The following is a 23,977-nucleotide window of genomic DNA, read 5'->3' on the forward strand; positions in this document are numbered from 1 at the left end:
ATCGCATGTACACGCTCCTCAAAAATATGTTATGCTACTAGGCAGAATAAACGGAGTGAGGAGTGCAACGATGTATCCTTTAGTGCGGAAATTCCTGTTTCAGATGGACGCGGAAGAAGCGCATGAAAAAACCGTCCATCTCCTCAAGACGGCAGAGAATTCCCCTGCCGCCAAGAGCTTGCTGAAAATGATGTACCAGGTGCGCGACAAGCGGCTGGAAAACAAGCTGTGGGGAATTTCCTTTCCCAATCCGGTAGGGCTTGCCGCCGGCTTTGACAAAAATGCAGAGGTCTATCATGCCCTGGCCGCGATCGGCTTTGGTTTCGTGGAGGTAGGTACGATCACGCCCCAAGGGCAGCCGGGGAATCCCAAGCCTCGCCTGTTTCGCTTGGTAGAGCATGAGGCGATTATCAACCGGATGGGCTTTAATAACCTGGGAGCGTATCTGGCCTCCCAGAACCTGATCGATTACGCCTATGCAGATGTGCCGATCGGGATCAATATCGGCAAAAACAAGATGACGCCTAATGAAGAGGCCGCGAGCGACTACAGCAAATGTCTGGACATGCTGTACAACTACGGCCATTACTTTGTGATCAACGTCAGCTCGCCGAACACGCCCAATCTCCGCGATTTGCAGGAGACCGAGAGTTTGCGCGCCTTGATCCGCGCAGTGCGGGAGAAGACTGCAGAGCTGGAGGCGCGCGGCACGAGTGCCAAGCCGATTTTGCTCAAAGTGGCACCCGACATGGCGGACGAGCAGATGCGGGATGTGGTCCGGGCGGCGGTGGAGGAAGGACTGTCCGGAATTATCGCCACCAACACGACGCTCTCCCGCGAGCCTGTGCACAACCATCCCCGCGCCGGCGAAGCAGGCGGGCTGAGCGGCAAGCCGCTGGAAGCCAGAGCCACCGCCTGGGTGAAAGAGATCTTTCAGGAAGTGGGGGACCGCGTGCCGATCATCGGCGTCGGCGGCATCTTTACCGGCGAGGACGCGTACCGGAAGATTCGCGCGGGAGCCAGTCTGGTCCAGGTGTACTCCGGCATGGCCTACCAAGGGCCGGGCATCGCCAAGATGATCAACAAGCAGCTGCTTCGCCTGCTGGAGCAGGACGGCTTTACTCACATCAGCGAAGCGATCGGAGCAGATGCCCGGTAGTTGGGCCGGCGCAAAGCAGGCCCCTGCGGTAAACCGGTTCGTTGACAATCAAATACTGTGCAGCCAGGTGCCCTTATGAGAAGTAAGGGGTAACAGGGAATCGGGTGAAAATCCCGAGCGGTCCCGCCACTGTAACCGGGGAATGCTCTTTTCGCATGAAGCCACTCATTTCAGGATGGGGAAGGCAAAAAGAGTGTGATGATTCGGAAGCCAGGAGACCTACCTCGCTGCTACACCCATCAGCCTTCGAGGAAAGGAGAGGTGAGCCAAGACGAACACGACGGTCTCGCAAGCGTTTTTCGCAGCGTGTGCTGCACGCTGCCGCGTCGTGGGGCTGCTTTTTGCCAAGCTCATCCGCTCAGGGTGAGCTTGTTTTATTTTTGCTCTCCAAAAGGAGCAAGGGAGTGATTGCTGTGAACAACAGAAGACGCACGGCGGCCAGTGGCCTTCTGATCGCCGGGTTTGTGCTGTACTTTTTGCTGAATGAGCCGGAGACCGGCCATGCCATGCACATTATGGAGGGGTATTTGCCCGTTGGCTGGTCGCTCTTCTGGTGGGCCGTCTTTTTGCCGTTCTTTTTCCTCGGGCTGCGGTCGATCAACCGGATTGTCAAGGATCACCCCGAATTTAAACTGCTCTTGGGGGTAGCGGGAGCGTTTGCCTTTGTGCTGTCCGCGTTGAAAATCCCCTCTGTCACGGGAAGCAGCTCGCATCCGACAGGGACGGGGCTGGGCGCGATCCTGTTCGGCCCGCTGGTGATGGCTGTGCTGGGCAGCCTGGTGCTGCTATTCCAAGCGCTGCTGCTGGCCCATGGGGGATTGACCACGCTGGGAGCCAATGCGTTTTCGATGGCGGTTGTCGGCCCCGTCGTGGCATACGCCGTCTATCGGCTCGTGGCTGGCAGGAGAGGCAATCAGAAAATCGGGATTTTTCTCGCGGCGTCCTTGGCCGACCTGAGCACCTATCTGGTCACCTCGGTACAGTTGGCTTTGGCGTTTCCGGCCGAATCGGGAGGCATTCTCGCTTCTTTGGCCAAGTTTGCAGGCATATTCGGGCTGACGCAGGTGCCGCTGGCGATCAGTGAGGGACTGTTGACCGTGCTCGTGTGGAACTGGCTTCAAACCTACAACGGACAAGAACTGTCGCAACTGCGGCTGCTGAAAAAGGAGGGCTGAGGAGTGAAGCGTTGGACGAATGGACTATTGCTGCTGATGGTCGCCGCCTTGGCTGTCCTCCCCTTGCTGATGATAAACGATTCGGAATTCCCTGGAGCCGATGGCGTGGCGGAGGAAGCGATTGCGGAATTGGCCCCCGATTATCAGCCGTGGTTTCAGCCTGTGCTGGAGCCGCCCGGCGGAGAAACGGAAAGCCTCTTGTTTGCCCTCCAGGCGGCTTTGGGAGCGGGAGTCATCGGATACGCGCTCGGCCTGTATCGCGGCCGGATGAAGAAGAAGAGCGAATGATCAGGCGGATCGACGCGCTTGCCTACGAGAGCGGACTCCGCCGTCTTCCCGCCGCACATAAGCTGCTGTTTTCCCTTGCGGCCTTGACCCTCGCCCTGATCAGCCATCCGCCGGTCCAGGCGCTGCTGTTCGTCTGGATGAGCGTCTGGATCCTGGTGTATGCGCGGACCCCTTGGCGGGTATATGTAGCGGCTGTCGGGGCTTCTCTCGTCTTTTTGCTCGCGGGGATGCCCGCGCTTCTGCTGGAGGCAGCCCGGCTGGAGACGGCAGGGCCGGCAGCGGGAGTTCTGGCGAGCCGGGAGCTGGGCGGCTGGGTGGTCTACGTGACGGAAGAGGGATTTCGCAGGGGATGGGCCTTAGCCGTTCGTTCACAGGCGGCCTTTGTCTGCTTCGCTTTCCTGTTCTTCACGGTTCCGTTCGCAGAACTGCTGCAGGTGTTCCGGAGGCTGGGCGTCCCTGCCGTGCTGACGGATCTTCTGATGATTATGTACCGCTTTATTTTCGTCCTGCTGGAGACAGCTCAGCAGATGTGGATCGCACAGCGGGCGAGGGGCGGGCACGCGGGCATGACAGCTGCGCTGAAAGATGCGGCCAGGCTGGTCTTTCAGTTGTTTGCCCGGGCGATGCTGCGCTACCGGCAGATGTACATCAGCATGACAGCGAGGGGATTTGCCGATGATTTTCAGGTGATCGGGACCGTCGCATCTGCCGCCCCGTCCAAGCGGTATCAGCGGGAGGCGGCGGCGGGGCTGATTGTTCTCGCGATACTGGAATGGTGGATGAGAGGATGAGAAAAGTGACGGCAGAAGGAAACCGAGACATACTTCGATTTGCTGGCATCCGCTACACCTACCCCGGTGCCGGGCAATCGGCGCTGCAGGGCCTGACCATGCGGGTCCCGGAGGGGAAAAGATGCGTTCTTCTGGGACACAACGGCTGCGGCAAGTCGACGCTGTTCTTGCATGCAAACGGCATTCTGCGTCCGGAGGAGGGCCAAGTTTTCTGGAAGGGTAAGACGCTGCCCCGCGATCGCGCCGGGCTGCTCGCGCTCAAGCAAAAAATCGGCCTTGTCTTTCAGGACCCGGAACAGCAGTTGATTGCCGCTACGGTAGCGGAGGATCTCTCCTACGGCTTATGCAATCAAAAGCTGCCGGCGGAAGTCATACGGGATAGAGTGCGGCGGGTGATGGAGAGCTTCGGGATGCTGGACTGGGCGGAGAGGCCCATTCATCAGCTGAGCCTCGGACAGAAGCGGCGCGTAGCCTTGGCCGGAGTGATGGTGCTGGAGCCGGAGCTGCTTCTCCTGGACGAGCCGACCGCCTATCTGGACCAGGGGCAGACGAAGAGCTTCATGCAGGAGCTGGAGCGGATTCACGCGGCGGGCACCACGATATTGATGGCGACGCACGATGTCGACCTCGCTTACGCCTGGGCGGATTGGGTACTGGTCATGGAAAAGGGAAAGCTGGTGCTGGAAGGAGAGCCGGCAGAGGTATTCTCACAGCGGGACTGCCTGGAGCGTCTCCACCTGCGGATCCCGGCTGTTCTGGCGGTGTGGGAAGCGCTGCCTGCCGCCTTTCGCGAAATGAGCGCAGATGGCTGCATCCCCCGGAGCGTAGAGGAGCTAACCGCGATGTTGCGCCGCTGACAGCTTGTTGTCTCCGATGATCCTGTCCGCCATGCAGGAGGATCAAAAAAACCAAAAAACCCTCATGTAGCGCGGCTTTCGCGGCTCCATGAGGGTTTTTTGCAAAATGCCGGGAAGGGAGTCTGCCGGTGTGACGTCATAGCCGATCCAGTTTCCTACCAGGACAATCGCGCCGATGATGAAGAGTGTCAGGATTTGATTCATGCGCTTTTTTCCTCCCCGTTTGTGCTGCTAGGATATCTGCGTCCGAGAATCGGCTCCAGCCATTTGTACAGGCGCTGCGTGAGCGGCAACGAGAAGAAAATGCAGATATACGTGCCGATGATACTCATCACCAGGTTCGCAGCCCCGGAGTAGAAGGCGATATCCTTCGCCGCTTCCGGGAACAGGACGGTCAAGGAGCCGGTGGCTGCCGCCATCATGCTGCCGGAACCGACGGCTGCGCCCATGGCGAGCGAGATCGGATGGAACCACCCAGTGCTGCCGAGAATGCTGGCCAGAATCGACATGTAGATGGCGCCGAACAGCGTTCCGCAGATGTAGACGCCCAGCGCGCCGCGCGCCTCTCCGGAGTTGGGGCCGAACTTGTCCACGATAATCGCCAGATTGGGCTCGCGGTCCAGCGAATAGGTGGCCCCGATCGCCTCGCGCTTCATCCCGATCGGCCTATTTCTCTTACAGATCGTAATACAGCTCATATTCTTTCGGATTGACAGTGCGCTCTACTTGCTCGAGCTCGCCTCTCTTCAGGTCGATCCAGGCTGCGATCACTTCCGGGGTAAACACGTCGCCCGCCATCAGGAAGTCGCAGTCGCGCTCCAAGGCAGCCAGAGCTTCCGCAAGTGAGCCTGGCGCGCTCATGATGTCCGCTTTTTCTGCCGGGGACATATCGTAGATATTTTTGTCGATCGGGCCAAAGCCCAGCTCGCGCGGGTCCAGCTTTCGCCGGATGCCGTCGAGTCCGGCCATCAGCATCGCCGTAAAAGCCAGATACGGGTTGGCGGTCGAGTCCGGCGTACGGAATTCGATCCGGCAGGCTTTGGGAGTAACCGCGGCGACGGGAATCCGGATGGCAGCGGAGCGGTTTCCTTTGGAAAAGACCAGATTAACCGGAGCTTCATAGCCGGGCACCAGACGCTTGTAGGAGTTGGTGCTGGGATTGGTCAGGGCGATCAGGGCAGGAGCGTGGTGCAGAATGCCGCCGATGTAGAAGAGAGCCATTTCGCTCAGGTTGCCGTAGCCGCCTTTTTCATAGAACAGCGGAGTGTCGCCGTCAAAGAGGCTTTGGTGGACGTGCATGCCGCTGCCGTTGTCGCCGACGATCGGCTTTGGCATAAAGGTAGCGGTCTTGCCGTGCTTGGCCGCGACATTGCGCACGATGTATTTGAACAGGAGCAGATGATCCGCCGTCCGTGTCAAGGTGTCAAAGCGGAAGTTGATCTCGCCCTGACCGGCGGTGGCCACTTCGTGATGATGCCGCTCTACCTTCAGCCCAGCTTCAGACAGCAGCGTGCACATTTCATTGCGGATGTCTGCTTGCGAATCGGTGGGCTGCACGGGAAAATAGCCGCCTTTGTTAGGCACTTTATAGCCCAGGTTTTTTTCTTCCTTGCCGGTATTCCAGTAGGCTTCTTCAGAATCGATGTGGAAAAAGGAGCCGGACGGGCCGGAGGCGTAACGGACGTGGTCAAAGAGGAAGAATTCGGATTCAGGGCCGAAGTAGGCGTCAGTAGCAATCCCCAGCTTTTGCAGATAGGCTTCGGCTCGCAAGGCGATTCCGCGCGGGTCGCGGGCGTAGGGGGTGCCGTCGGGATTGTGGATATTGCAGACGATATTGAGGGTTTTGGCTGCCACGAAAGGGTCGATATAGGCGCTGGCCAAATCAGGGATCGCCACCATGTCGCTTTCTTCGATGCCTTTGTAGCCGACCAGGCTGGAGCCGTCAAACGCAATGCCATTCGCGAAGGTATCCTCGTCTACTGCAAATGCGGGAACGGTCACATGGTGTTGCCGGCCGAGCAGATCGACGATGCGGAAGTCCACAAATTCGATGTTTTCTGTGTTAATACGCGACAATACTGCCTTCGAATCCATTAAAACCACTCCATTCACGAATGTTTTTCTGCGATGAAACGTTTATCGTTCGAAAATGCTTTGTTTTTTCTAATGGAGATTATAGAAGCAGAGACAAACATCTGTCAAGAGTTTTCCTGACATTATATGTTAGTATTTCTGACATCATATTGGAGACTGTTGTGTCCGGTTCCTTTTTTGTAAAATATAGACGAGTGATGCAAAGCAAATGGAGTGGAGGGGTTATCGGTGAAGGTATTGATCCTGGGAGCGGGAGCGGTTGGCGGGTATTTTGGCGCGCGATTGGCCGAGGCTGGAGCAGATGTGACGTTTCTTGTCAGGGAGAGAAGGCGGAAACAATTGCGGCAGAACGGATTGCGGGTAAACAGTATCCACGGGGATATCCACGTCCGCGAGCCGCAGCTGGTCGCCGCAGGGGAGGCGGCAAGCCCTTTTGACGTGGTGCTTTTGTCCAACAAAGCGTACCACTTGGCCGACAGCATGGCGGCGATCGCGCCGTATGTAGGAGAAAACACGATGGTCCTGCCGCTGTTAAACGGCATCGCCCATATGGAGCCGCTGTTCGAGCGGTTTGGCCGGGAGCGCGTATTGGGCGGCTTGTGCTTCATCGAGACGACCCTGAATGCAGACGGCGAGGTGGTCCAGACCAGCCCGATTCACGAGCTCGTTTTCGGAGAATGGGACGGGGGAGAAAGCGAGCGGATCGACAAGCTGAAGCAGGCCTTCTCCGGGACGAAGGCGTCTTTTCGAGCCAGCACCCAGATTCAGCGCGACATGTGGCATAAGTATCTGTTTATCACGACGCTCTCCGGCATCACCACGCTGATGAACGCATCGGTGGGTCCGATCCGCGAAGCGGTCTACGGCCTGGAGTTGACTCGTCAGCTGTCCGAAGAGAGCGCCTCGGTCATGCGGAAGATCGGAGCGCCGATCGATGCGGATATCGTGGACAAGCAGATGCAGACGTTTCTCAACCAGAGCTATGGCATGAAAGCTTCCATGCTGCGCGATATGGAAAAAGGATTGCCCGTAGAGGCAGATCAGCTGCAGGGCTATCTGATCCAAAAAGCGGAGCAGTTCGGCGTGTCTGTTCCGCTGCTCAAAGTCGTTTACAATAATTTAAAGGTGTATGAATTGAAGCGGGCTGCAGACAAATAAGGTATAATGAGGGCAGTATGCTTATTCGGTAAGGAGGGGTACACGTGGAAGTCATTAAAATTTCCCCCCGCGGCTATTGCTACGGTGTCGTCGATGCCATGGTGCTCGCGCTCAAAACTGCCCAAAACTTTGATTTGCCTCGTCCCATTCACATTTTGGGAATGATCGTCCACAACGCGCATGTTGTGGAATCGTTTGAGAAAATGGGTGTGAAAACGCTTGACGGGGAAGACCGGCTCGCCCTGTTGGATCAGATAGACGAAGGAACCGTCATTTTTACGGCTCACGGCGTCTCGCCGGAAGTGCGGAAAAAGGCGCGGGAGAAAGGGTTGACGGTCGTGGACGCGACCTGCCCGGACGTGACCAAGACGCATGATTTGATCCGGGAAAAGACAGCGGATGGCTACCATGTCATCTACATCGGCAAAAAGGGACATCCGGAGCCGGAGGGAGCGGTCGGCATCGCTCCCGACCGGGTGCATCTCGTCCAGTCCGTCGAAGAGATTGAAAAACTGTCGATCCCGACGGATAGGCTGATCGTCACCAACCAGACGACGATGAGCCAATGGGATGTCAAGCACTTGATGGATGCGATTTTGAAGCGGTATCCGCAAGTGGAGATTCACAATGAGATCTGCCTTGCCACCCAGGTGCGGCAGGAGGCGGTTGCCGAGCAGGCGGGAGAAGCGGACCTCACGATTGTCGTCGGCGACCCGCGCAGCAATAACTCCAACCGTCTGGCACAAGTGGCTACCGAAATCGCCCATGTGCCCGCCTATCGCATCGCGGACCTGTCCGAACTGGATCTGGCCTGGCTGAAAGGCAAGAAAAAAGTCGCCGTCACATCCGGGGCTTCTACCCCGACTCCGCTGACCAAGGAAGTGATCCAGTTTCTCGAGCAGTACGATGAGAACAAGCCGGAGACGTGGGAAAAGAAGCGGACCGTCAATATGGAGAAGATTCTCCCCTCGGTGAAGTAAGGATGGGTGGCACGCAGCAGACATAGACGTGCTGTCGTTGTTCACAGACTCATGGAAGAAAGACGAGCAATCGGTGCTCGTCTTTCCGTCTTTTTCGTCCTGTTGGCATTTTATCTAGCGATGTACCAAACTGACCAAACTGTACCACGAGTTTCTGGAGGCGGAAGAAAGAAATGAAAGACACCGTTTGGCGTCATGGGAGATTATGCTCGCTCTATCTGTTTATCTACTACGGGTACGGCTCGTTTTATCCGCTGATTTCTCAGTATTATCAATCGATTCAGCTGACAGGCACGCAAATCGGGATCATCAGTGCGATTACCCCCGTGGTGTCCATGATTACGCAGCCCGTCTGGGGGATGATCTGCGATCGCTTTCAGGTGCGCAAACCGGTCCTGATGATGGCCCTGCTTCTAGCCGGATTGCTGGGACTGCTCTTTCCGGCCGTTTCCACGTTTGCCTTCGTCTTTCTCTTGTTTGTCATTCTGTCTATTTTTCAAAGCGCGCTGGTGCCGATCTCGGACAGCATGGCGCTTGGCTACGCCAAAGAGAATCACCTCCAATTCGGCGACATTCGCCTGTGGGGAGCGGTGGGATTTGCGCTGGCCGCGCTGCTGACGGGAATTGCGCTGGAGAATTGGGGGACGAATAGCATTTTCATTTCTTATTGCGCGGCTTTGCTTCTGGCTGGATTGATCTTACGGAAAATTCCCGATCATGCGGAATCGGTGCCCCGCATCGGCGCCGGTATGCTGCAGGGCGTGAAAGAACTGTTCAAGCTCCCTCGATTTGTCCTGTTTCTGATCGCTTCGTTTTTTATCTACGGGGCGATCAATGCGCACAATATCTGGTTTTCCCTGTACTACCAGCAGATTGGCGGTTCGATCGCGGGTGTAGGGCTGGCCTTCATGCTGTTTGCCGGCAGCGAGGCGCCTTTTATGAAAATGGCCGGCTACTTCGTCAGAAGGTACGGCCTGGAGCTGACGATTCTCTTGGCTGCGGCTGTTTCCGCTGCGAGATGGCTGTGGTACAGCACCTCCCCGAATACGACCCTGGTGATTGCGCTCTTTTTCATGCAGGGGCTGTCTGTCGGATTCTACCTCGCAACGGCTGCGCAGTTCGTCAGGGATGACACGCCGGCCTCCTTGCAGGTGACAGCCTTGTCCCTGTTTGCCTCGATCGGCAATGGACTCGGATCGATGGCGTGCAATCTGGCAGGGGGCTGGATCAAAGACATGTGGTCCGTCCTCGAGACGTACCTCTTCTTTGGCATTGCAACGGGAATCGGGCTGATCCCGCTGCTCCTGATCCGCTTTGGGCCGTGGAAACAGCCGGCCGCAGCCAGCGGCAGCGAGTCATAGCCCGAGCGGCGAGTGGTCGCCTTGGCTGGAAGCGATAGCCCGAGCGGCAAGACGCGGCCCGAGTGATAGCCCGAGCTAATTTACGATCAAGACACCCTGATAGCCCGTCTCAGGATAACCGGGCGTGTCAGACACAAACGGAAACTGCCCTTCCTGATCGACGGTGAACTGCAGAGTGGTGGATTGGCTGGGTTTTAAATCGATCGAAGACACCTGCAAGTCGCGGATTACCAGATTATGGGGGCGAATATCCGTATTGATGACGGTCAGCGAGATGACTTCGCCTTTGCGGGCCGTCAGCTTGTTCGGCAAAAATCCGGCATTGGAAATGGTGATCGTCTGCACTCGTTGGACAGCTGCCGGGGAAGCTGTGATCCGGTACTGGTGATGGATGCCCAGCAGCCCCAAAATCAGCGAGAGCGCGATCAACGGATAGCGCCACTGTCTCAACCGTTGACGGGTCATGTCCCTTTCAGCTCCTTTTCCGAGCAGGTTATTCGCATGGATGCTACTTATATCCTGCCCTGGACCTGTTTGGGATAAACAGGCAGATCGATCCAGTTACCAGGCCGCATCGCGAAGCAGAGCGATTGCCATATAGAGGGCGATTGCCCATATGATCAGGGCGGAAATGATGTTCAAACTCCGCATTAGCCTGCCTGACGGGTCCAGCTTGCCTGCGGTGCGGCCCGCGATGGCAAGTGACAGGAACCAGAGCCACGAGACCAGGATGCAGGAGAGGGCAAAGCCCCATTTGAGCGTACCTGCATACTGGAGCGAGCTGGTGCCGATCACACCGATCGTGTCCAGAATCGCGTGAGGATTCAGCAGGGAGACGGATGCGGCGAAGATGATCTGCCGCTTGGGCGTAAACCGTTCCGCCTGCTGTTTGTCTACCCCGGGACGGCTTCGCCAGGTCAGGATGCCCATGTAGGTCAAAAAGCAGACCCCTACGGCGAACAGGATCGTCTTCAGCCAGGCAAAAGTAAGGACGACCAGGGAAACGCCCAGCACCGCCAGCAAGATAAGCAGGGTATCGCAGAGCGCCGCCGTTATCACCACAGGCAGCGCTCGCCAGAGGGTCGGCTGCAGCGCCCCCTGATTAAAGACAAACACGTTTTGCACACCCAGCGGCAAAATCAGCCCCAGCGCGAGCACAAAACCGTGCAGAATGGCTTCCAACATCGAGGGAACCTCCTTCACTTCATTCGCATTCCATCAGCGTTGCTTCATAAATTTCAGCTTACGTGAAAAAGAATGTCATGTCTCCAGCCAATTGGTTCGCTCGCGGACCAACCAATTTGTAGAATCCTTCACCGGCTCCCTGTACAATGGTCCTATACCGCATGGAAACGGATGGACAGCCAGCCTGAAACAGCCGGGAGCCAGTAGGCGCAGCGGAGAACGATTGGATGAGCCGGGAAGCAGCCAAGCAAAAACAACGCAAAGGCCGACTGAACAGGTCCACAAACGGGGGGAGAGGCGAATCGAATGGGAGGAGAGGCGAATCGCGTGAAACTGGGTCTGCCGACGGACTGGAAGCCGGACAAACAGGCGGATCAGCCCGTTTATCTGCAAATTGTCGCCTATATCAAAGAGAAGATCGCCAGCGGGGATTGGCCCGTGCACAGAAGCCTGCCGCCGCAGCGGGCGATGGCCGAAGCGTGGGGGATAAACCGGAGCACGCTGATCACGGCCCTCGATGAGCTAAAAGCTGAGGGCTTGATCGAGTCGGTGGTCGGCAGCGGGACGGTCGTGAGCAATAACACCTGGTCGCTGCTCTCTTCGGGAGAGCCGCCTGATTGGCCCAGCTACGTGCGTTTGGGGGAGCATCCGTCCAATACGGAGACGGTGCAGGACATCAATCGATTTGAGAGCGACCCGGCGATCATTCGTCTGGGGACAGGCGAGCTGTCGCCGCGTCTCTTGCCGTACCGCGAAACGGAAGACATCCTGGCCGCGCTGCGGGGCAAATTGTCCAATCTCGGCTACTCGGAGCCAAAAGGTTGGCTGCCGCTGCGTGAAGCGGTCAGTGCCTACCTGAAAACGAGGGGCATCGAGGCTTCGCCCGGGCAGATTCTCGTGGTGTCGGGGGCGCTGCAGGCCTTGCAGCTGGTCTCGCAGGGGATATTGCGGCAGGGCTCCGGCATTCTGTTGGAGCGTCCTTCCTACCTGTACTCTCTGTCCGTCTTCCAATCAGCCCGGATGCGCCTTCTGGGAGTGTCGATGGATGAGCAGGGCATCCGCCCGGAAGCGCTGGCCAGACAGAAGCAACTGCGTGAAGCGGCGCTGCTCTACACGATCCCGTCTTTTCACAATCCCACCGGCATCCTGATGTCCGCCGAGCGCAGGCGTCAGGTGATGGCCATCTGCGAGCGGGAGCGATTGCCCATCCTGGAGGATGACGCATATGGGGAGCTGTGGCTGGACGAGCCGGGCCCTCCGCCGCTCAAAGCGCTGGATCAGAAAGGCCTCGTCCTGTATGCGGGCAGCTTGTCCAAGACATTGAGCCCGGGACTGCGGATCGGCTGGATCGTCGGGCCGGAGCCGGTCATCGAGCGGCTGGCCGATGTAAAGATGCAGACAGATTACGGAGCCAGCGCCCTGTCGCAGATAGCGGCCAAGGAATGGCTGGAGCATGACCGCTATCTGCGCCATTTGGCCATGATCAGGGCATCGCTGAGAGAGCGCAGAGCGATCGCCTGCCAAGCCTTGGAACGCTGGTTTTTCGATCTGGCCGAGTGGCAGGTGCCGCAGGGGGGCTTTTACATTTGGCTGCGGCTCAAGCGGGCCACCTCCGCCAGATCGCTTTTTTCCCGGGCGTTGGCAAAGGGCATCCTGCTGAACCCCGGGTATATCTACGATCACACAGATGCCCGTCATCTGCGGATTTCTTATTCGTATGCGGCAGAGGAGGAGCTGGAAGAGGCTTTATTCGTCCTCTCGCAATTGCTGCGCGACTCTTTGTAAGAATGATTCTTCGAAAAAGGGAGGACTCTCCGAAAGAGAGACGCGATTGAAGGGACGGGACATTCCGTAAAAGAGAAGAGGGACACCCAGCGCTTGCCGGATGTCCCTTTTGTGTACAGCCCATCAGTGATAAGGAAACTGCGAGGAGTAATTGCTGAACTGCTGATGCGCCTGCTGCAGCTTTTGCTGCTCCTCTGCCTCCAGTTTGTACCAGCCCTTTTGAAACATCAGGTTGTACATCTCGCGAGCGCTCTGGTGCGTCTCCGACAGGATCTTTAGCAGATCGTCGAACAACTGCTGATGACTTGCCTCCCGTACCGCAACATTAAAGCTGTCCGTCAGGTATTTGCATGTGGCCAGGCCATCATTGATAAAGTCCCGGTCGTTCATCTGCGGACTTTTTACCTGAGGGAGCTGTCCCGTTTGAGGATTGGCAATCTGATTTTGATTGGACATCAGGTTTCCCTCCCTTTACCGAGCCTGGTTTTGTTGCTGCTGCGACTGAGCTTGCATCGTCTGCTGGATCGAAGCCATGACGGCGGCGTTGTTCACCTGCAGGTGCCCAAGCAGCTTCTGATAGTGCCGCTGGTGCATCTGTCCGGCTTTTTCCAGCGCCTGCTTCACCTCGGGATCTGTCGCTTGCTGGGCGAAGAAGTGAAACTTCTTGAAAGCGAGCATTTCCCAGGAGAGAGCGTCCTTCAAGTAGTTCAAATCCTTGGTGGTGATGGCGCGGGGAGGCTCAGGGATCGGCGCTTTCGTCTGCGTAGGGGCAGTCATGGTCGCTGGCATCGGCGTAGCTCCTTTCGTCCTCAGGATGATGGGTATACATCGTTAGCATGAGGCAGGAGAAAAAGGATTATGCTGTGATGTTGATGCCATTGATCTTCACATCGATGCTCGCGGGAGCAATATTCAGGCAGTATGTGGCTTCTTCGTGAAGCGCCTCTTGAATCTGCTCGATCAGCTTCGGCAGATTTGTGCCAAAGGCCACCGCCAGCGTAAGGGAAACAGACAGCCGCGGCAAATCTTCAAACGTATAGGACGTTTTGTGAATCTGGCTGACCGCGGGAAACCGGCCGCATGTCAGCTGGACGATCTTCTTCAGTACCTGCGGGTGGATCAAAATCCGTCCCCCGGTGAAAGGCGGATGGACGACGGTCGTCTCTCCGATCACTTCTTTTTTGGGCGAAAAAATCTGCTGGGCCGAGGCGATCAGCCGCTGCAGCGCATCCTTTTCCACTTCGACCCGGGGAATCGGGATGACGTGTTTTCCCTGCGTCTCCCGAATATAGCGAGCCGCTTCGATCTCCTGCTGCGGCTTGATCGATTCGATCGGGATGTACCGCACCGGATGGGGCAGGGAGAGGGCTTCCACGATCCGCGAAATCATCCGCCGCGACGTCCCGAGAACCAGGATCCGCTGAGGGCCGGTCAGTTCGATCATGCGCCGCACCTCGTCGGCATGGTCCTGATAGTGGAAGATGGCGCGCTTGACCGCCTGGATTTTTGTTTTCTCATACTTGGCGGAGGTTCCGGCCAGCTTTCTTCCCTGGTGGATGAAGATGCCGTCATCGATAATCGCGTCGATCTCCAGCCGATGAGCGAGCTGCAGGGCACTGGTGCTTTTGCCGGTTCCGCTTGTTCCGTATAAGGCGTAAATCTCCATCGGCACTCTCCTTGGTTTGGCTTGTTCCTACCAGTATACACGATTGGCGGGTGCGAGGGAGAGGGGCAGCTTTGACTAGCGGTACTGGGCGCCCAGCTCCCGGGCCCGTTCCGCAGCACGCAGGACAGCGGAGGTAATCGCCTCATGGAAGCGGTACGATTCCAAAACTTCCAGGCCTGCCTGCGTCGTGCCTCCCGGGCTCGTTACCTTTTTCCGCAAGAGAGACGGCTCATCTGTGGTATGAAGCAGCATCTGCGCCGCACCCAACAGCGTCTGGACCGTCAGCTGCCGGGCCATCTCACGAGAAAGTCCCGCCTCTGCGCCGGCACCCTCCATCGCTTCGACCAGGTAATAAATATACGCAGGTCCGCTTCCGGACAGACCCGTGATGATGTCCAGCTCTTCTTCGGCCACGGTGTAGACAGAGCCAATCGCTTCAAAAAGGCGGGTGGCCGTCTGCAGCTGCTCCTCGGTCACATACGCGTTGGCAGCCAGACCGGTTACGGAAAGCCCGATCGCGGAAGAGGTGTTGGGCATGGTTCGAACGATGGGGCAGGCGGTTCCCAGCCATTCTTCGATGCACGATGTGCTGACGCCGGCGATGACGGAGATAATCAGCTGGTCTTCTCTGACCATGCCTCTCATGGCGAGACAGGCCTCCGCAGCGTCTTTTGGTTTCATCGCCAAAATCAAGACGTCGGAGCCTGAGATCACGCTGTCTTTTTCTGCGCAAGCGATGACGCCGAATTTCGACGCGAGAGAGCGGAGCCGATCTTGGTTGCAACGATTGGTGATCTTTACCTGATCCGGCGAAAGCAAGCGTTTTTTTTCGATGCCGGAGAGCATGGCTTCTACGATGGAGCCAGCACCGAGAAAACCGATTCGTACGGTCTGAAGATTGATGGAGCGGCTGCTCATGCTGAATCCTCCTTTTATGTGGACGAGCCCCCGGAACTTCCGTGCGGGGAGGGGACCCGTAATCCGGTGTAGGTCTGTCAGCGGATTTGTCCGGACCCGCTGACGATGTACTTGCTGGTGGTAAGGGCGGTCAGGCCCATGGGGCCGCGGGCATGCAGCTTCTGCGTGCTGATCCCGATCTCGGCGCCGAATCCGAACTCGCCGCCGTCCGTGAAGCGGGTGGACGCATTGTGATAGACGCAAGCGGCATCGACGGCGGAGAGAAAGCGCTCGGCTCGCTCCGCGTCCTCCGCTACAATCGCTTCGGAATGCCCTGTGCCGTGAAGGCTGATATGATGGAGAGCATCCTCCAAGCTGTCCACGGTGCCGACAGCCAGCGTCAACCCGAGGTATTCGGTATCCCAATCGGCAGGGGCTGCCGCAATCAGGCGATCCGCCAGCTCCGGATGGCGGGCCCGCGTCTTTTCGCAAGCGCGCAGCTCGATTCCGGCCGACAGCAGGCGGGCGAGCAGATCATGCTGCTGCTGTTTGGGCCAATCCTGGTGGAGAAGCAGGCTCTCTGCCGCATTGCAGACGCCCGGGCGGCTTGTTTTGGCATTGAGCAAGATCGCCTCGGCCATGCTGTACTCCGCCGTTTTGTCGATGTAGACATGGCAATTGCCGACGCCGGTCTCCAGGACGGGAACCGTCGATTTTTGCAGGACGCGCTGGATCAGCGCTGCTCCGCCGCGGGGGATGATGACATCGATCAGCCCGTTTGCTGTACACAACAGATCGACCACCGCATGGTCGGGAGCAGCGAGGTATTGCACGGCTTCCTCGGGCAGGCCGGTCAGTGCCAGTGCCTTGCGGATGCTGTCTACGAGGGCCAGATTGCTGGCTTGCGCACTGCGGCTCCCTCTGAGGACGATGGCGTTGCCTGTTTTCAGAGCGATGGCCGCAGCGTCCACCGTCACATTAGGGCGGGCCTCGTAGACCATGCCGATCACGCCCAGCGGCACGCGCACCTGACGAATCAAGAGACCGTTGGGACGAGTCCAGCTGGCGATGCTCTCCCCGACAGGATCGGTCTGCTCGGCCAGCTGATGCAGGCTGCGGGCCAGATCCTGGATGCGCTCAGGTGTCAGCCGGAGCCGATCGAGGTAGGCGGCGGGCTGGCGATCCTGCTCCGCTTTGAGCAAGTCTTGTTCATTTGCCGCCAGGATCGCTTCCTGATCGAGCAGCAGCTGTCTGCCGATTTCCGTGAGTGCGGCGTCTTTCTCGCGCCGCTTCAACAAAGCAAGCGAGCGGGACGCTGTTTTTGCCTGCTTGATTTGCAAATAGACCTGTTCTTCGATAATTTTGTCCATGGAATTCCTCTTCCTTTCTAACCGGTTTTCCTCTATCCGTCTATGTCGTCTATATGCGGTTACGCTAGATAGCTGGCCTCTGTCCATTGATCCCGGTGAATCACCGTGGCGCTGGGCTTTGAAGAGCGGCGGGGAGAGAGCAGGGCATGCAGCTCAGTCGCGTCATACCGGCTGACACCCCGGCCGATCAGCCGTCCATCGCAAAACACATCGATGACCTCTCCTTGCCGAAAAGAGCCGTCTACCTCCAGCACACCGGCGACGAGCAGGCTCCGTCTGTTTTTCAAAACGGCTTCAGCCGCCCCCGCATCTACCGTAATCCGGCCTCTGACCGGGGAGTGCAGAGCGATCCATTGCTTTCGCGTCGGCAGTGTGTGGCCGACCTGGTCGTCAGCCTGACAGCCGACGTAGGTGCCTTTGCCCATCCCGCGAAGAACGGCGGTCAAATCGTCCGGTTCTCCCAAATGTCCGATGAAGGTGGGCACGCCGAGTTGCTGCGCCGTCTTGGCCGCAATCAGCTTGGAGCGCATGCCGCCCGTTCCCAGCTGGGAAGCGCCGCCGGCCAGCTCCTCCACCTCTTCGGTAATCGAGGAGAGAGAGGAGATGCGGGTAGCGTCCGGGTGATGGCGCGGGTCTTTGTCGTAGAGGCCGTCTGTATCAGTCAGGATCATATAAAGGTCGGCGTGCACCAGTCCGGCCACCAGCGCACCCAGCATGTCATTGTCGCCAAAGGTGAGTTCTTCGACCGATACGGTGTCATTCTCATTGATGACCGGCAGCACTCCTTTTTCCAGCAGCAGCGAGAGCGTCTGGAAGGCATGCTGATACCGGCCCCGGTGGGAAAAATCACTCCGTGTCAATAATATTTGGGCAATGGTAAGCCCATGCCCACCAAAAAGCTGTGTATATGTTTGCATGAGCAGGCTTTGTCCGATTGCGGCAGCCGCTTGTCTTGCCGCCAGTGTGCGGGGGCGCTGCTGATAACCAAGTCCCCGGTAGCCGCTCGCGACCGCTCCCGAAGAGACGAGCACGACTTGATGGCCTGCTTTTCGCAGCCGGCTCACCGCCTCCACCAGCAGGGACATCTTGCCGGGATCGCAGCCGCCTCCCATCGCAGCGAGCGAACTGCTGCCCACTTTTACGACCAGCCGCATTTTTCTCTTTTTCATCCGTATGGCCTCCCTCGTCCGTATAAAAATAAAAAACCCTTTCGTTCCTTGGACATAAGGACGAAAGGGTATGATTTACCTTCGCGGTACCACCTTACTTGACGACACGGGCAAACAAACGGCTCCGGTATCGTCCAGCTCTCTTTCTTTGTTAACAGGTGAAAGAAACCTGTCCAGGTCATCCCTGGCCGCTCAGGGGTGGGTTTCAAACCTTGCTCACGGGCGAAATCTCTCAGCCGCTGAATTTCGCTCTCTGGTCCGCACAACAGTTTTACTGGTCCCCGTCAAAGCATTTTGGGTTATGCGCTTATTAATTCATAATTATTCGCATGGCGGGATAAAAATGTCAAGGGGGTTAGTCAAATTGTTCCATGCCGTAGGCGCCGGTTCTCGATTTGATCTCATACCGCTTGGTCTTTTGATCGCGAACGAGCAGATAGCGCACCGTGCGGTCGGAGGCAAAAGAAGGGGAGGTCGCCTCTGTTACCGTGACGACCAAGCCATCCGCCGTTTTTTTCATGGTCGTGTTGTTGTTTGCGATCAGCACCGGGTACGTAGCGGTCGGCTCGGCCAGGTAGACCTTTCCGTTGACGACTTTTGTCCGCAAGTTGTCGTACATGCGCTCCGCCATCGGCCGAGACCAAAAGCGGGCAAAATGCGAGACGATCTTCTCCCGGCTGTCATAGCGGGCGGGAAGCGGCCGATAGGTCAACCCATCGTCGCGTATCGGTTTCCCTTTGGTGTTGTTCATCGCGGCATAGTACAAGTCATCCCAGACACGCTCCGCCCGATTGAGGAAGAGAACGGCATCGCTTTTCCGCTCGTCGAGCTTCTGGACTGCAACCGTCTGCTGCTTCTTTTTCGTTTGCTGGGTTTTGGCTTTTTCATCCTTTTGATCCTTGTTTCCGCATCCCGCAAAGAGTGCGGCCACCATCACTAGCACCAACCACTTTTTCATAGGGGCACCTCGATTCGCGTACATTCTCCCCCTAGGATGCGATGGAAGAGGGCCGGACAATCGCGTTAACTTTTTCCTCCATCCCCTGGCTCGGCTTGCAATCGGCCAGCAGGAAACAGATAGGGGTTGTTTCTTTCCGCCAATTGCGGCTATCATGGAGGGAGTGATTGCAGTACGAATTCGAGGTGGATAACAATGTTTGGTTTTGGAAAAAAGGCGAAGAAGCCGGAAGGCATCGATGTGCTGATCATTAAAACGGATGAGGGAGCCAACCGTCATTTTTACCAGGTGGCTTTCCCCACGGTGTACGCGAACGATATCGTCAGCATGCTGCAAAAACTGGAGCGCTCCAAAGTAAACAAGCAGGAATTCCTGGGAGAGCTGGGCGGTTTCCGCATGGTGACGCATCTGGAGGCATTGACAGAAATTACGATTTTGGACGACGCCGATATGGAAGGGCAGCCGATCCAGATTCAGGACTTTGCCAATATTCTGCTGCGCAGATTGGAAGCCCTGGAGGAGAAAGGCCTGCTCGACGACAATGAAGATTTGGCCTTTATCATGGGGGAACTGACGATGCTGCGGGACGGCAGCTTTGTGCCGCAAACCTAAAAAAGCTGTGCCATACGTAGTTCAGAAAAAAGGGAGGGTGGATGACGCCGCTCCCTTTTTGGCGTTTTGAAATTTATTTCGCCGCATGCAGGAAATCGCAGTTACCACGATTGGTCCCGCAAACTCGTCCTGCAACCAAATCCCTCGGCCAAACGTATGTAAAAAGGGACCTTCCTTTCCCACCGCACCCAGAAGGAGGAAAGAGATGATTGATATACAAGGAGTCACCAAAAGCTTCAATGGACAGACAAAAGCCGTGGACAACCTGCATTTGCGCATTCCAAGCGGAGAGATCTTCGGCTTCTTGGGGCCGAATGGAGCAGGTAAAACCACGACCATCAAAATGATGACCGGGATCACCCGGCCCGACCAGGGAACGGTGCTGATCAACGGCAAGGATATTCTCCTCGATACACTAGAGGCGAAGCGGCAATTCGGCTTTGTTCCGGACAGTCCGGATCTGTTTCTGCGTCTGAAAGGACTCGAGTACATCAATTTTATGGCCGATATGTACGAAGTGCCGCAAGAGCTGCGCCAGGAGCGGATCAACAAGCTGGCCGCACGCTTTGACATGACCGACGCCCTGACGGATTCGATCCAGAGCTATTCGCATGGGATGAGGCAAAAAATCGTCATCATGGGCGTATTGGTTCACGATCCCGAAGTCTGGATTCTCGATGAACCGCTGACGGGCCTGGATCCGAAATCATCCTTTACGCTGAAAGAAATGATGCGCGAGCATGCCGACGCGGGACGGACGGTCTTCTTTTCCACGCACGTCCTGGAGGTGGCGGAAAAGCTCTGCGATCGCGTCGCTATTATCAACAAAGGGGTCCTGCAATTCTGCGGCACGTTCCGCGAAATGCAGGAGCACTTCCAGTCCAATGAGTCCCTGGAGCGCTTGTTCCTGGAGATGACGGATCATGAGTAAGACCTGGAAGCTAGCCATAGTGCTGGCGAGAAACGGTGGGAATCTTTGGGGGGGCAGGGGAAAAGAGGGATGGAGAAAGGCTCTGTTGCTTCTCCTGGTAGCGATCGGCCTGTTCCCGATGATGTCGGGCTATGTGGTCTTTTTATCTGCCCTGTACGACGGTCTTCAGGCTTATGGGCAGGAAGCCGTTCTCTTGGGGCTGGGGCTGGCGATCGCTTCTCTGGCTATCTTTCTCCTCGGCATTTTTTACGTGCTGTCGGTCTTTTACTATTCACAGGACATCCAGCATCTGCTTCCCTTGCCGCTGAAGCCGAGCCAGATCATCGGAGCCAAATTCGCGGTGACGCTCTTGTACGAATACATCACGGAGGTTTTTCTGCTGGCGCCTCTATTGATCACGTACGGCGTCAAGAGCGGCGGGGGCTTTTTCTATTACCTCCACGCGCTGATCATCTTCCTGGTCTTGCCCGTCATCCCGCTGGCTCTCGCGTCCATCGTCGCGATGCTGTTCATGCGCTTCACCAATATCGGCAAAAGCAAGGACCGCTTCCGGCTCGCCGCCGGCCTGATCGGGATCCTGATCGCAGTGGGCGCACAGGTAGTCTTGCAGCGTGGTGTCCATCAACTGGAGCGGGCGGATCAAATCGAGCGGCTCTTTCTCGCGGGAAACAACAGTCTGCTGGGAATCGTCACACAGATGTTTCCCTCCAGCCGCCTGGGAGCAGTCGCCCTCACAGAAGGGGGAACCTGGGCTGGACTCGGCAATCTGGGCCTCTTTTTGCTCCTCTCCGCCGCTTTTGGTGCGGTCTTCCTCTACGCGGGAGAGCGCCTGTATCTGAAAGGGGTACTGGGCGTCACCGAAATCGCCGCGAGACGAAAACGGGCGACCGCGGCGGAGTTTACCCGCATGACGGCCAGGCAATCCGCCTTTCGAGCGTATGTGGCGAAGGAGTGGAAACTGCTTTTCCGAACGCCTGCCTTTTTGCTGAATTGCGTGCTCTCCGCCTTCCTCATGCCGCTCTTTCTGTTCATTCCCCTGGCCGCCAACTCCAAGGGGGTCTCAGGGATGGCTGAGCTGGGGGTCATGCTGCAAGCGGATCAGGCAGCCGGCATTGGCGTGGCGATCCTCTTTGCCGGTTCGCTGTTTATTGCGTCGACCAGCAGTATCTCGTCTACCGCGATCTCGCGGGAGGGACAGGGCTTTTTCGTCAACAAATTCCTGCCCGTGCGGCCATCCGTCATCATCCTGGCCAAGACCGTTCCGGGCATCAGTCTCAGTTTGATGAGCCTCTTGATCCTGCTGGCCATGCTGGCGTTCACGGTGAAACCGCCCGTAACCTTTCTGCTCTTCTCATTGGCCGCATCGGTCCCCGGTGTTCTGTTCGTCAATCTCATCGGCATCTGCATCGATCTAAACATGCCCAAGCTGAACTGGGACGCGGAACAAAAAGCGGTAAAGCAGAACATGAATACTCTTTATTCGCTGATCCCTGCACTGGTGTCAGCCGGTCTGAGCGTGCTCGCGGCTGTCTGGAGCGGGGCTGGTGGAGGAGTCGTGGCCGGAGTGATTTTTGCGTTGTTTTTGCTGGCAGATGCTATGCTCTTGCAAATGCTGCTGAAAAAAGGTCCAGTCTGGCTGGACAAAATTGGCGGGTAACCCAATCGACGAACGTCAGAGCTCACTCGCCAAACGTCGGAGGCAAAGGCGCCTCCGGCTTTTTTTATCATCTAACAGCGAGAAGACCCCTACCTCAACGGGTCTTTTTTCGTAGGTGGGGGATGAATCGCCCTCTTGGTTTCCAGGATGTTCACAAAGATCCCGCTTCGATTAACACTAAAGCAACGAGAACTCGTGGATCGACTGCGACGAGAATCCGCTCGGTTGTGGAACGACATCTTGGATCATCACTGGTGGCTGTGGCAAACATGGCGGGTATGGACAAACGAAGCGGAGCTGAAGAAATGGTTCAATGCCAAGGATTATGCCCTGCACTCGCAGACCATCCAAGCCGTCATTGAGCTTCACCAGGAAACGTGCCAGCGTACCTATGAGCAACGGCCAAGGGCATGTTCGCCGCAGAGCGAATCGGACGCTTCCTTCCTGCTGCCGAGACATAAGTCTTTTGGACCAATCCTGCATTTTTGGGGCGGAGTACATTTTTCCTGTTTTTGGGATGGAGGTACTAGTCGTAGTCTCAAAATCCTACTTCTAACTGTTCAATTTTTCCTGTAATCTTTACAATTGTAGGAATGATTGGTATTTTTGTCTCGGGTCAAATTATGCAAAACATGCAGGACACGGGCCGCGCATGGATCTACATAGAAAAAAAGAGGAGAGGAGTATGACATGGGTAAACGGTATTTCTTGATGCTGTTGGTCGCTGTCCTTTGGCTGCAGTCACTCTTTGCGGGTCAGGCCAGCGCGGCATGGATCTACGATGATATTGACGGGCACTGGGCTGAAAAGGAAATCCGTTTTCTGGCTGAGCGCGGCATTTATAAAAGTGGGGGAAATCGGCACTTTCAACCGGACAAGACGGTGTCGCGCGGGGAAGCACTCGCACTGGTCAACCGGGTGCTGGAAGACGTCTTTGGCAGACTGGCAGAGCCCCAGACCAAGCCGTACATTGATTACCGTTATCCGCTCCGGGGGGAAATCGACAGCCTGACCACCAACATGCAGGCCATGCTCGATGTGCACACGGGGTTTGTCAATCCGTTTCGGCCGGGCGACCAAATGATATATAATCTGCACCTGGCATCCAATGGCTTTCTGATGAAAAAACCGCAGAAAGACAACCCGCAGTGGTGGATGTCCACCCCTTATCTGCAGTATCCGCTCTCGCGCGAGGAGGCGAGCATGATTCTCTTTTACGTGCTGGCTCCCTATAAGCTCCGCGTTCTGGAGCCGAAGGTGGAAGAGGTGCAGCCTTTTTATGAAGGATACTACCAGTGGAAACAAAAGAGCATGTACGTCGATACCGTTTCTCCTTATGCGGAGGGCATCCGGGAGTTTGGGCTCTTCCATGTAACGAGAAATTTTGATCCGTATACCAATGTGACGAGAGGTCAATTCGCGGTAGTGCTCGCACGCCTGCATCAATACCTGCAGACGGATGCCGGCAAGCAGTTCAAAGAAGGGCCAAAGCGGCAGCAGATTGCAGCCAATTTATTCCTGACCGCCGCCAATCAGGCCTTCCAGGATCGCAACCAGAAGCGGCTTTTCACCTACGTCAGCGAATCGGCGATGGAGAGTCTGACGAAGCTGGAGGTTAAGCTGCCGTTGCACAGCATCCAGTCCGTGCTGAAGATCCAGAAGGATGAGGGCACGAGCGAGAAGTTGTGGGTGGTTGGACAGTACGAGCACCGCCAGGTCGGTCCGTACGAACTGGAATTCCTCTTTGAGAAAAGCAATGCCAACCCCTTCGGCAAAAAAATCACGTCCATTACCTTTCGAGAAAGATAAGAAGAAAGTGCAGGAGTGCCCGGTCGATCCGGGCATTTTCCTTTGGTTACAAAAACCGGCAAATGGAGATTGCAA

Annotated in this window: 25 protein-coding genes and 1 riboswitch; of the genes, 13 read left to right on the forward strand and 12 right to left on the reverse strand. The window is 56.8% G+C overall.

What is annotated here, in order from left to right:
• Window positions 1–70: 70 nt before the first annotated feature.
• The 5 genes from JD108_RS04095 (at window position 71) to JD108_RS04115 (ending at window position 4,270) form a co-directional block, all read left to right on the forward strand.
• The gene (locus JD108_RS04095; protein ID WP_198828652.1) at window positions 71–1,159 is read left to right on the forward strand and encodes a quinone-dependent dihydroorotate dehydrogenase; all 1,089 of its coding nucleotides are present in this window, start codon (window positions 71–73) and stop codon (window positions 1,157–1,159) included.
• Between the two features lie 48 nt (window positions 1,160–1,207).
• Window positions 1,208–1,400, forward strand: a riboswitch (cobalamin riboswitch).
• 172 nt (window positions 1,401–1,572) lie between these two features.
• A complete protein-coding gene (locus JD108_RS04100) occupies window positions 1,573–2,334 on the forward strand; it encodes an energy-coupling factor ABC transporter permease (RefSeq protein ID WP_198828653.1) in 762 nt (253 codons plus the stop codon).
• Between the two features lie 3 nt (window positions 2,335–2,337).
• Window positions 2,338–2,622 carry an energy-coupling factor ABC transporter substrate-binding protein gene (locus tag JD108_RS04105; protein ID WP_198828654.1) on the forward strand — a complete coding sequence of 95 codons (285 nt, stop codon included), beginning with the start codon at window positions 2,338–2,340 and terminating at the stop codon, window positions 2,620–2,622.
• Complete coding sequence (cbiQ, locus tag JD108_RS04110; protein ID WP_198828655.1) at window positions 2,619–3,413, forward strand: cobalt ECF transporter T component CbiQ; 795 nt, start codon at window positions 2,619–2,621, stop codon at window positions 3,411–3,413. The genes JD108_RS04105 and cbiQ overlap by 4 nt, the downstream gene beginning before the upstream one ends.
• Complete coding sequence (locus tag JD108_RS04115; RefSeq protein WP_198828656.1) at window positions 3,410–4,270, forward strand: energy-coupling factor ABC transporter ATP-binding protein; 861 nt, start codon at window positions 3,410–3,412, stop codon at window positions 4,268–4,270. The genes cbiQ and JD108_RS04115 overlap by 4 nt, the downstream gene beginning before the upstream one ends.
• Before the next feature lie 42 nt (window positions 4,271–4,312).
• Here JD108_RS04115 and JD108_RS04120 read toward each other — a convergent pair whose 3' ends face one another.
• Genes JD108_RS04120 through glnA form a run of 3 tightly spaced genes read right to left on the reverse strand, consistent with a single transcriptional unit; the run spans window position 4,313 to window position 6,364 of the window.
• The gene (locus JD108_RS04120; RefSeq protein ID WP_198830237.1) at window positions 4,313–4,474 is read right to left on the reverse strand and encodes a hypothetical protein; all 162 of its coding nucleotides are present in this window, start codon (window positions 4,472–4,474) and stop codon (window positions 4,313–4,315) included.
• Complete coding sequence (locus JD108_RS04125) at window positions 4,471–4,926, reverse strand: DUF3100 domain-containing protein (RefSeq protein WP_267459295.1); 456 nt, start codon at window positions 4,924–4,926, stop codon at window positions 4,471–4,473. The genes JD108_RS04120 and JD108_RS04125 overlap by 4 nt, the downstream gene beginning before the upstream one ends.
• Before the next feature lie 19 nt (window positions 4,927–4,945).
• Window positions 4,946–6,364, reverse strand: a complete 1,419-nt coding sequence (glnA, locus tag JD108_RS04130; protein ID WP_198828657.1) for a type I glutamate--ammonia ligase — start codon at window positions 6,362–6,364, stop codon at window positions 4,946–4,948.
• A gap of 228 nt (window positions 6,365–6,592) precedes the next feature.
• On the opposite strand from glnA, the gene panE reads away from it, so the two are divergent.
• The 3 genes from panE (at window position 6,593) to JD108_RS04145 (ending at window position 9,863) form a co-directional block, all read left to right on the forward strand.
• The gene (gene panE / locus JD108_RS04135; protein ID WP_198828658.1) at window positions 6,593–7,522 is read left to right on the forward strand and encodes a 2-dehydropantoate 2-reductase; all 930 of its coding nucleotides are present in this window, start codon (window positions 6,593–6,595) and stop codon (window positions 7,520–7,522) included.
• Between the two features lie 44 nt (window positions 7,523–7,566).
• On the forward strand, window positions 7,567–8,502 hold the full coding sequence (locus JD108_RS04140) for a 4-hydroxy-3-methylbut-2-enyl diphosphate reductase (protein WP_198828659.1): 936 nt from the start codon (window positions 7,567–7,569) through the stop codon (window positions 8,500–8,502).
• A 173-nt stretch (window positions 8,503–8,675) separates the two neighbouring features.
• Window positions 8,676–9,863: an MFS transporter gene (locus JD108_RS04145; protein WP_198828660.1), complete on the forward strand. Its 1,188-nt coding sequence runs from the start codon at window positions 8,676–8,678 to the stop codon at window positions 9,861–9,863.
• A 75-nt stretch (window positions 9,864–9,938) separates the two neighbouring features.
• On the opposite strand, the gene JD108_RS04150 is transcribed toward JD108_RS04145, so the two are convergent.
• Window positions 9,939–10,328: a cupredoxin domain-containing protein gene (locus JD108_RS04150; RefSeq protein ID WP_198828661.1), complete on the reverse strand. Its 390-nt coding sequence runs from the start codon at window positions 10,326–10,328 to the stop codon at window positions 9,939–9,941.
• A 96-nt stretch (window positions 10,329–10,424) separates the two neighbouring features.
• Complete coding sequence (locus JD108_RS04155; RefSeq protein ID WP_198828662.1) at window positions 10,425–11,048, reverse strand: LysE/ArgO family amino acid transporter; 624 nt, start codon at window positions 11,046–11,048, stop codon at window positions 10,425–10,427.
• 327 nt (window positions 11,049–11,375) lie between these two features.
• On the opposite strand from JD108_RS04155, the gene JD108_RS04160 reads away from it, so the two are divergent.
• Window positions 11,376–12,833: an aminotransferase-like domain-containing protein gene (locus JD108_RS04160; protein ID WP_228728303.1), complete on the forward strand. Its 1,458-nt coding sequence runs from the start codon at window positions 11,376–11,378 to the stop codon at window positions 12,831–12,833.
• A 123-nt stretch (window positions 12,834–12,956) separates the two neighbouring features.
• Here JD108_RS04160 and JD108_RS04165 read toward each other — a convergent pair whose 3' ends face one another.
• From JD108_RS04165 to JD108_RS04195, 7 genes are all read right to left on the reverse strand, one after another.
• Complete coding sequence (locus JD108_RS04165; protein WP_198828664.1) at window positions 12,957–13,289, reverse strand: spore coat protein; 333 nt, start codon at window positions 13,287–13,289, stop codon at window positions 12,957–12,959.
• A gap of 15 nt (window positions 13,290–13,304) precedes the next feature.
• A complete protein-coding gene (locus tag JD108_RS04170) occupies window positions 13,305–13,622 on the reverse strand; it encodes a ferritin-like domain-containing protein (RefSeq protein WP_198828665.1) in 318 nt (105 codons plus the stop codon).
• Between the two features lie 67 nt (window positions 13,623–13,689).
• Window positions 13,690–14,499 (reverse strand): Asp23/Gls24 family envelope stress response protein, encoded by an 810-nt coding sequence (locus JD108_RS04175; protein WP_198828666.1) that lies wholly within the window; start codon window positions 14,497–14,499, stop codon window positions 13,690–13,692.
• A 75-nt stretch (window positions 14,500–14,574) separates the two neighbouring features.
• A complete protein-coding gene (gene proC, locus JD108_RS04180; RefSeq protein WP_198828667.1) occupies window positions 14,575–15,417 on the reverse strand; it encodes a pyrroline-5-carboxylate reductase in 843 nt (280 codons plus the stop codon).
• Window positions 15,418–15,494: 77 nt separating this feature from the next.
• Window positions 15,495–16,766, reverse strand: a complete 1,272-nt coding sequence (locus JD108_RS04185) for a glutamate-5-semialdehyde dehydrogenase (RefSeq protein ID WP_198828668.1) — start codon at window positions 16,764–16,766, stop codon at window positions 15,495–15,497.
• Window positions 16,767–16,825: 59 nt separating this feature from the next.
• Window positions 16,826–17,935, reverse strand: a complete 1,110-nt coding sequence (gene proB / locus JD108_RS04190) for a glutamate 5-kinase (RefSeq protein WP_198828669.1) — start codon at window positions 17,933–17,935, stop codon at window positions 16,826–16,828.
• A gap of 355 nt (window positions 17,936–18,290) precedes the next feature.
• Window positions 18,291–18,893 carry a hypothetical protein gene (locus tag JD108_RS04195; protein WP_198828670.1) on the reverse strand — a complete coding sequence of 201 codons (603 nt, stop codon included), beginning with the start codon at window positions 18,891–18,893 and terminating at the stop codon, window positions 18,291–18,293.
• 195 nt (window positions 18,894–19,088) lie between these two features.
• Here JD108_RS04195 and JD108_RS04200 point away from each other — a divergent pair, with 195 nt between their 5' ends.
• The 4 genes from JD108_RS04200 to JD108_RS04215 all read left to right on the forward strand — a co-directional run bounded on the left by JD108_RS04200 (window position 19,089) and on the right by JD108_RS04215 (window position 23,902).
• On the forward strand, window positions 19,089–19,505 hold the full coding sequence (locus tag JD108_RS04200; protein WP_198828671.1) for a hypothetical protein: 417 nt from the start codon (window positions 19,089–19,091) through the stop codon (window positions 19,503–19,505).
• A gap of 205 nt (window positions 19,506–19,710) precedes the next feature.
• The gene (locus JD108_RS04205) at window positions 19,711–20,436 is read left to right on the forward strand and encodes an ABC transporter ATP-binding protein (RefSeq protein ID WP_198828672.1); all 726 of its coding nucleotides are present in this window, start codon (window positions 19,711–19,713) and stop codon (window positions 20,434–20,436) included.
• Window positions 20,429–22,093 carry a putative ABC transporter permease subunit gene (locus tag JD108_RS04210; protein WP_198828673.1) on the forward strand — a complete coding sequence of 555 codons (1,665 nt, stop codon included), beginning with the start codon at window positions 20,429–20,431 and terminating at the stop codon, window positions 22,091–22,093. Before JD108_RS04205 ends, JD108_RS04210 begins: the two co-directional genes overlap by 8 nt.
• Before the next feature lie 690 nt (window positions 22,094–22,783).
• On the forward strand, window positions 22,784–23,902 hold the full coding sequence (locus JD108_RS04215) for an S-layer homology domain-containing protein (protein ID WP_198828674.1): 1,119 nt from the start codon (window positions 22,784–22,786) through the stop codon (window positions 23,900–23,902).
• Window positions 23,903–23,977: the final 75 nt, after the last annotated feature.

The sequence above is a fragment of the Brevibacillus composti genome (genome assembly GCF_016406105.1).
GTDB lineage: Bacteria > Bacillota > Bacilli > Brevibacillales > Brevibacillaceae > Brevibacillus > Brevibacillus composti.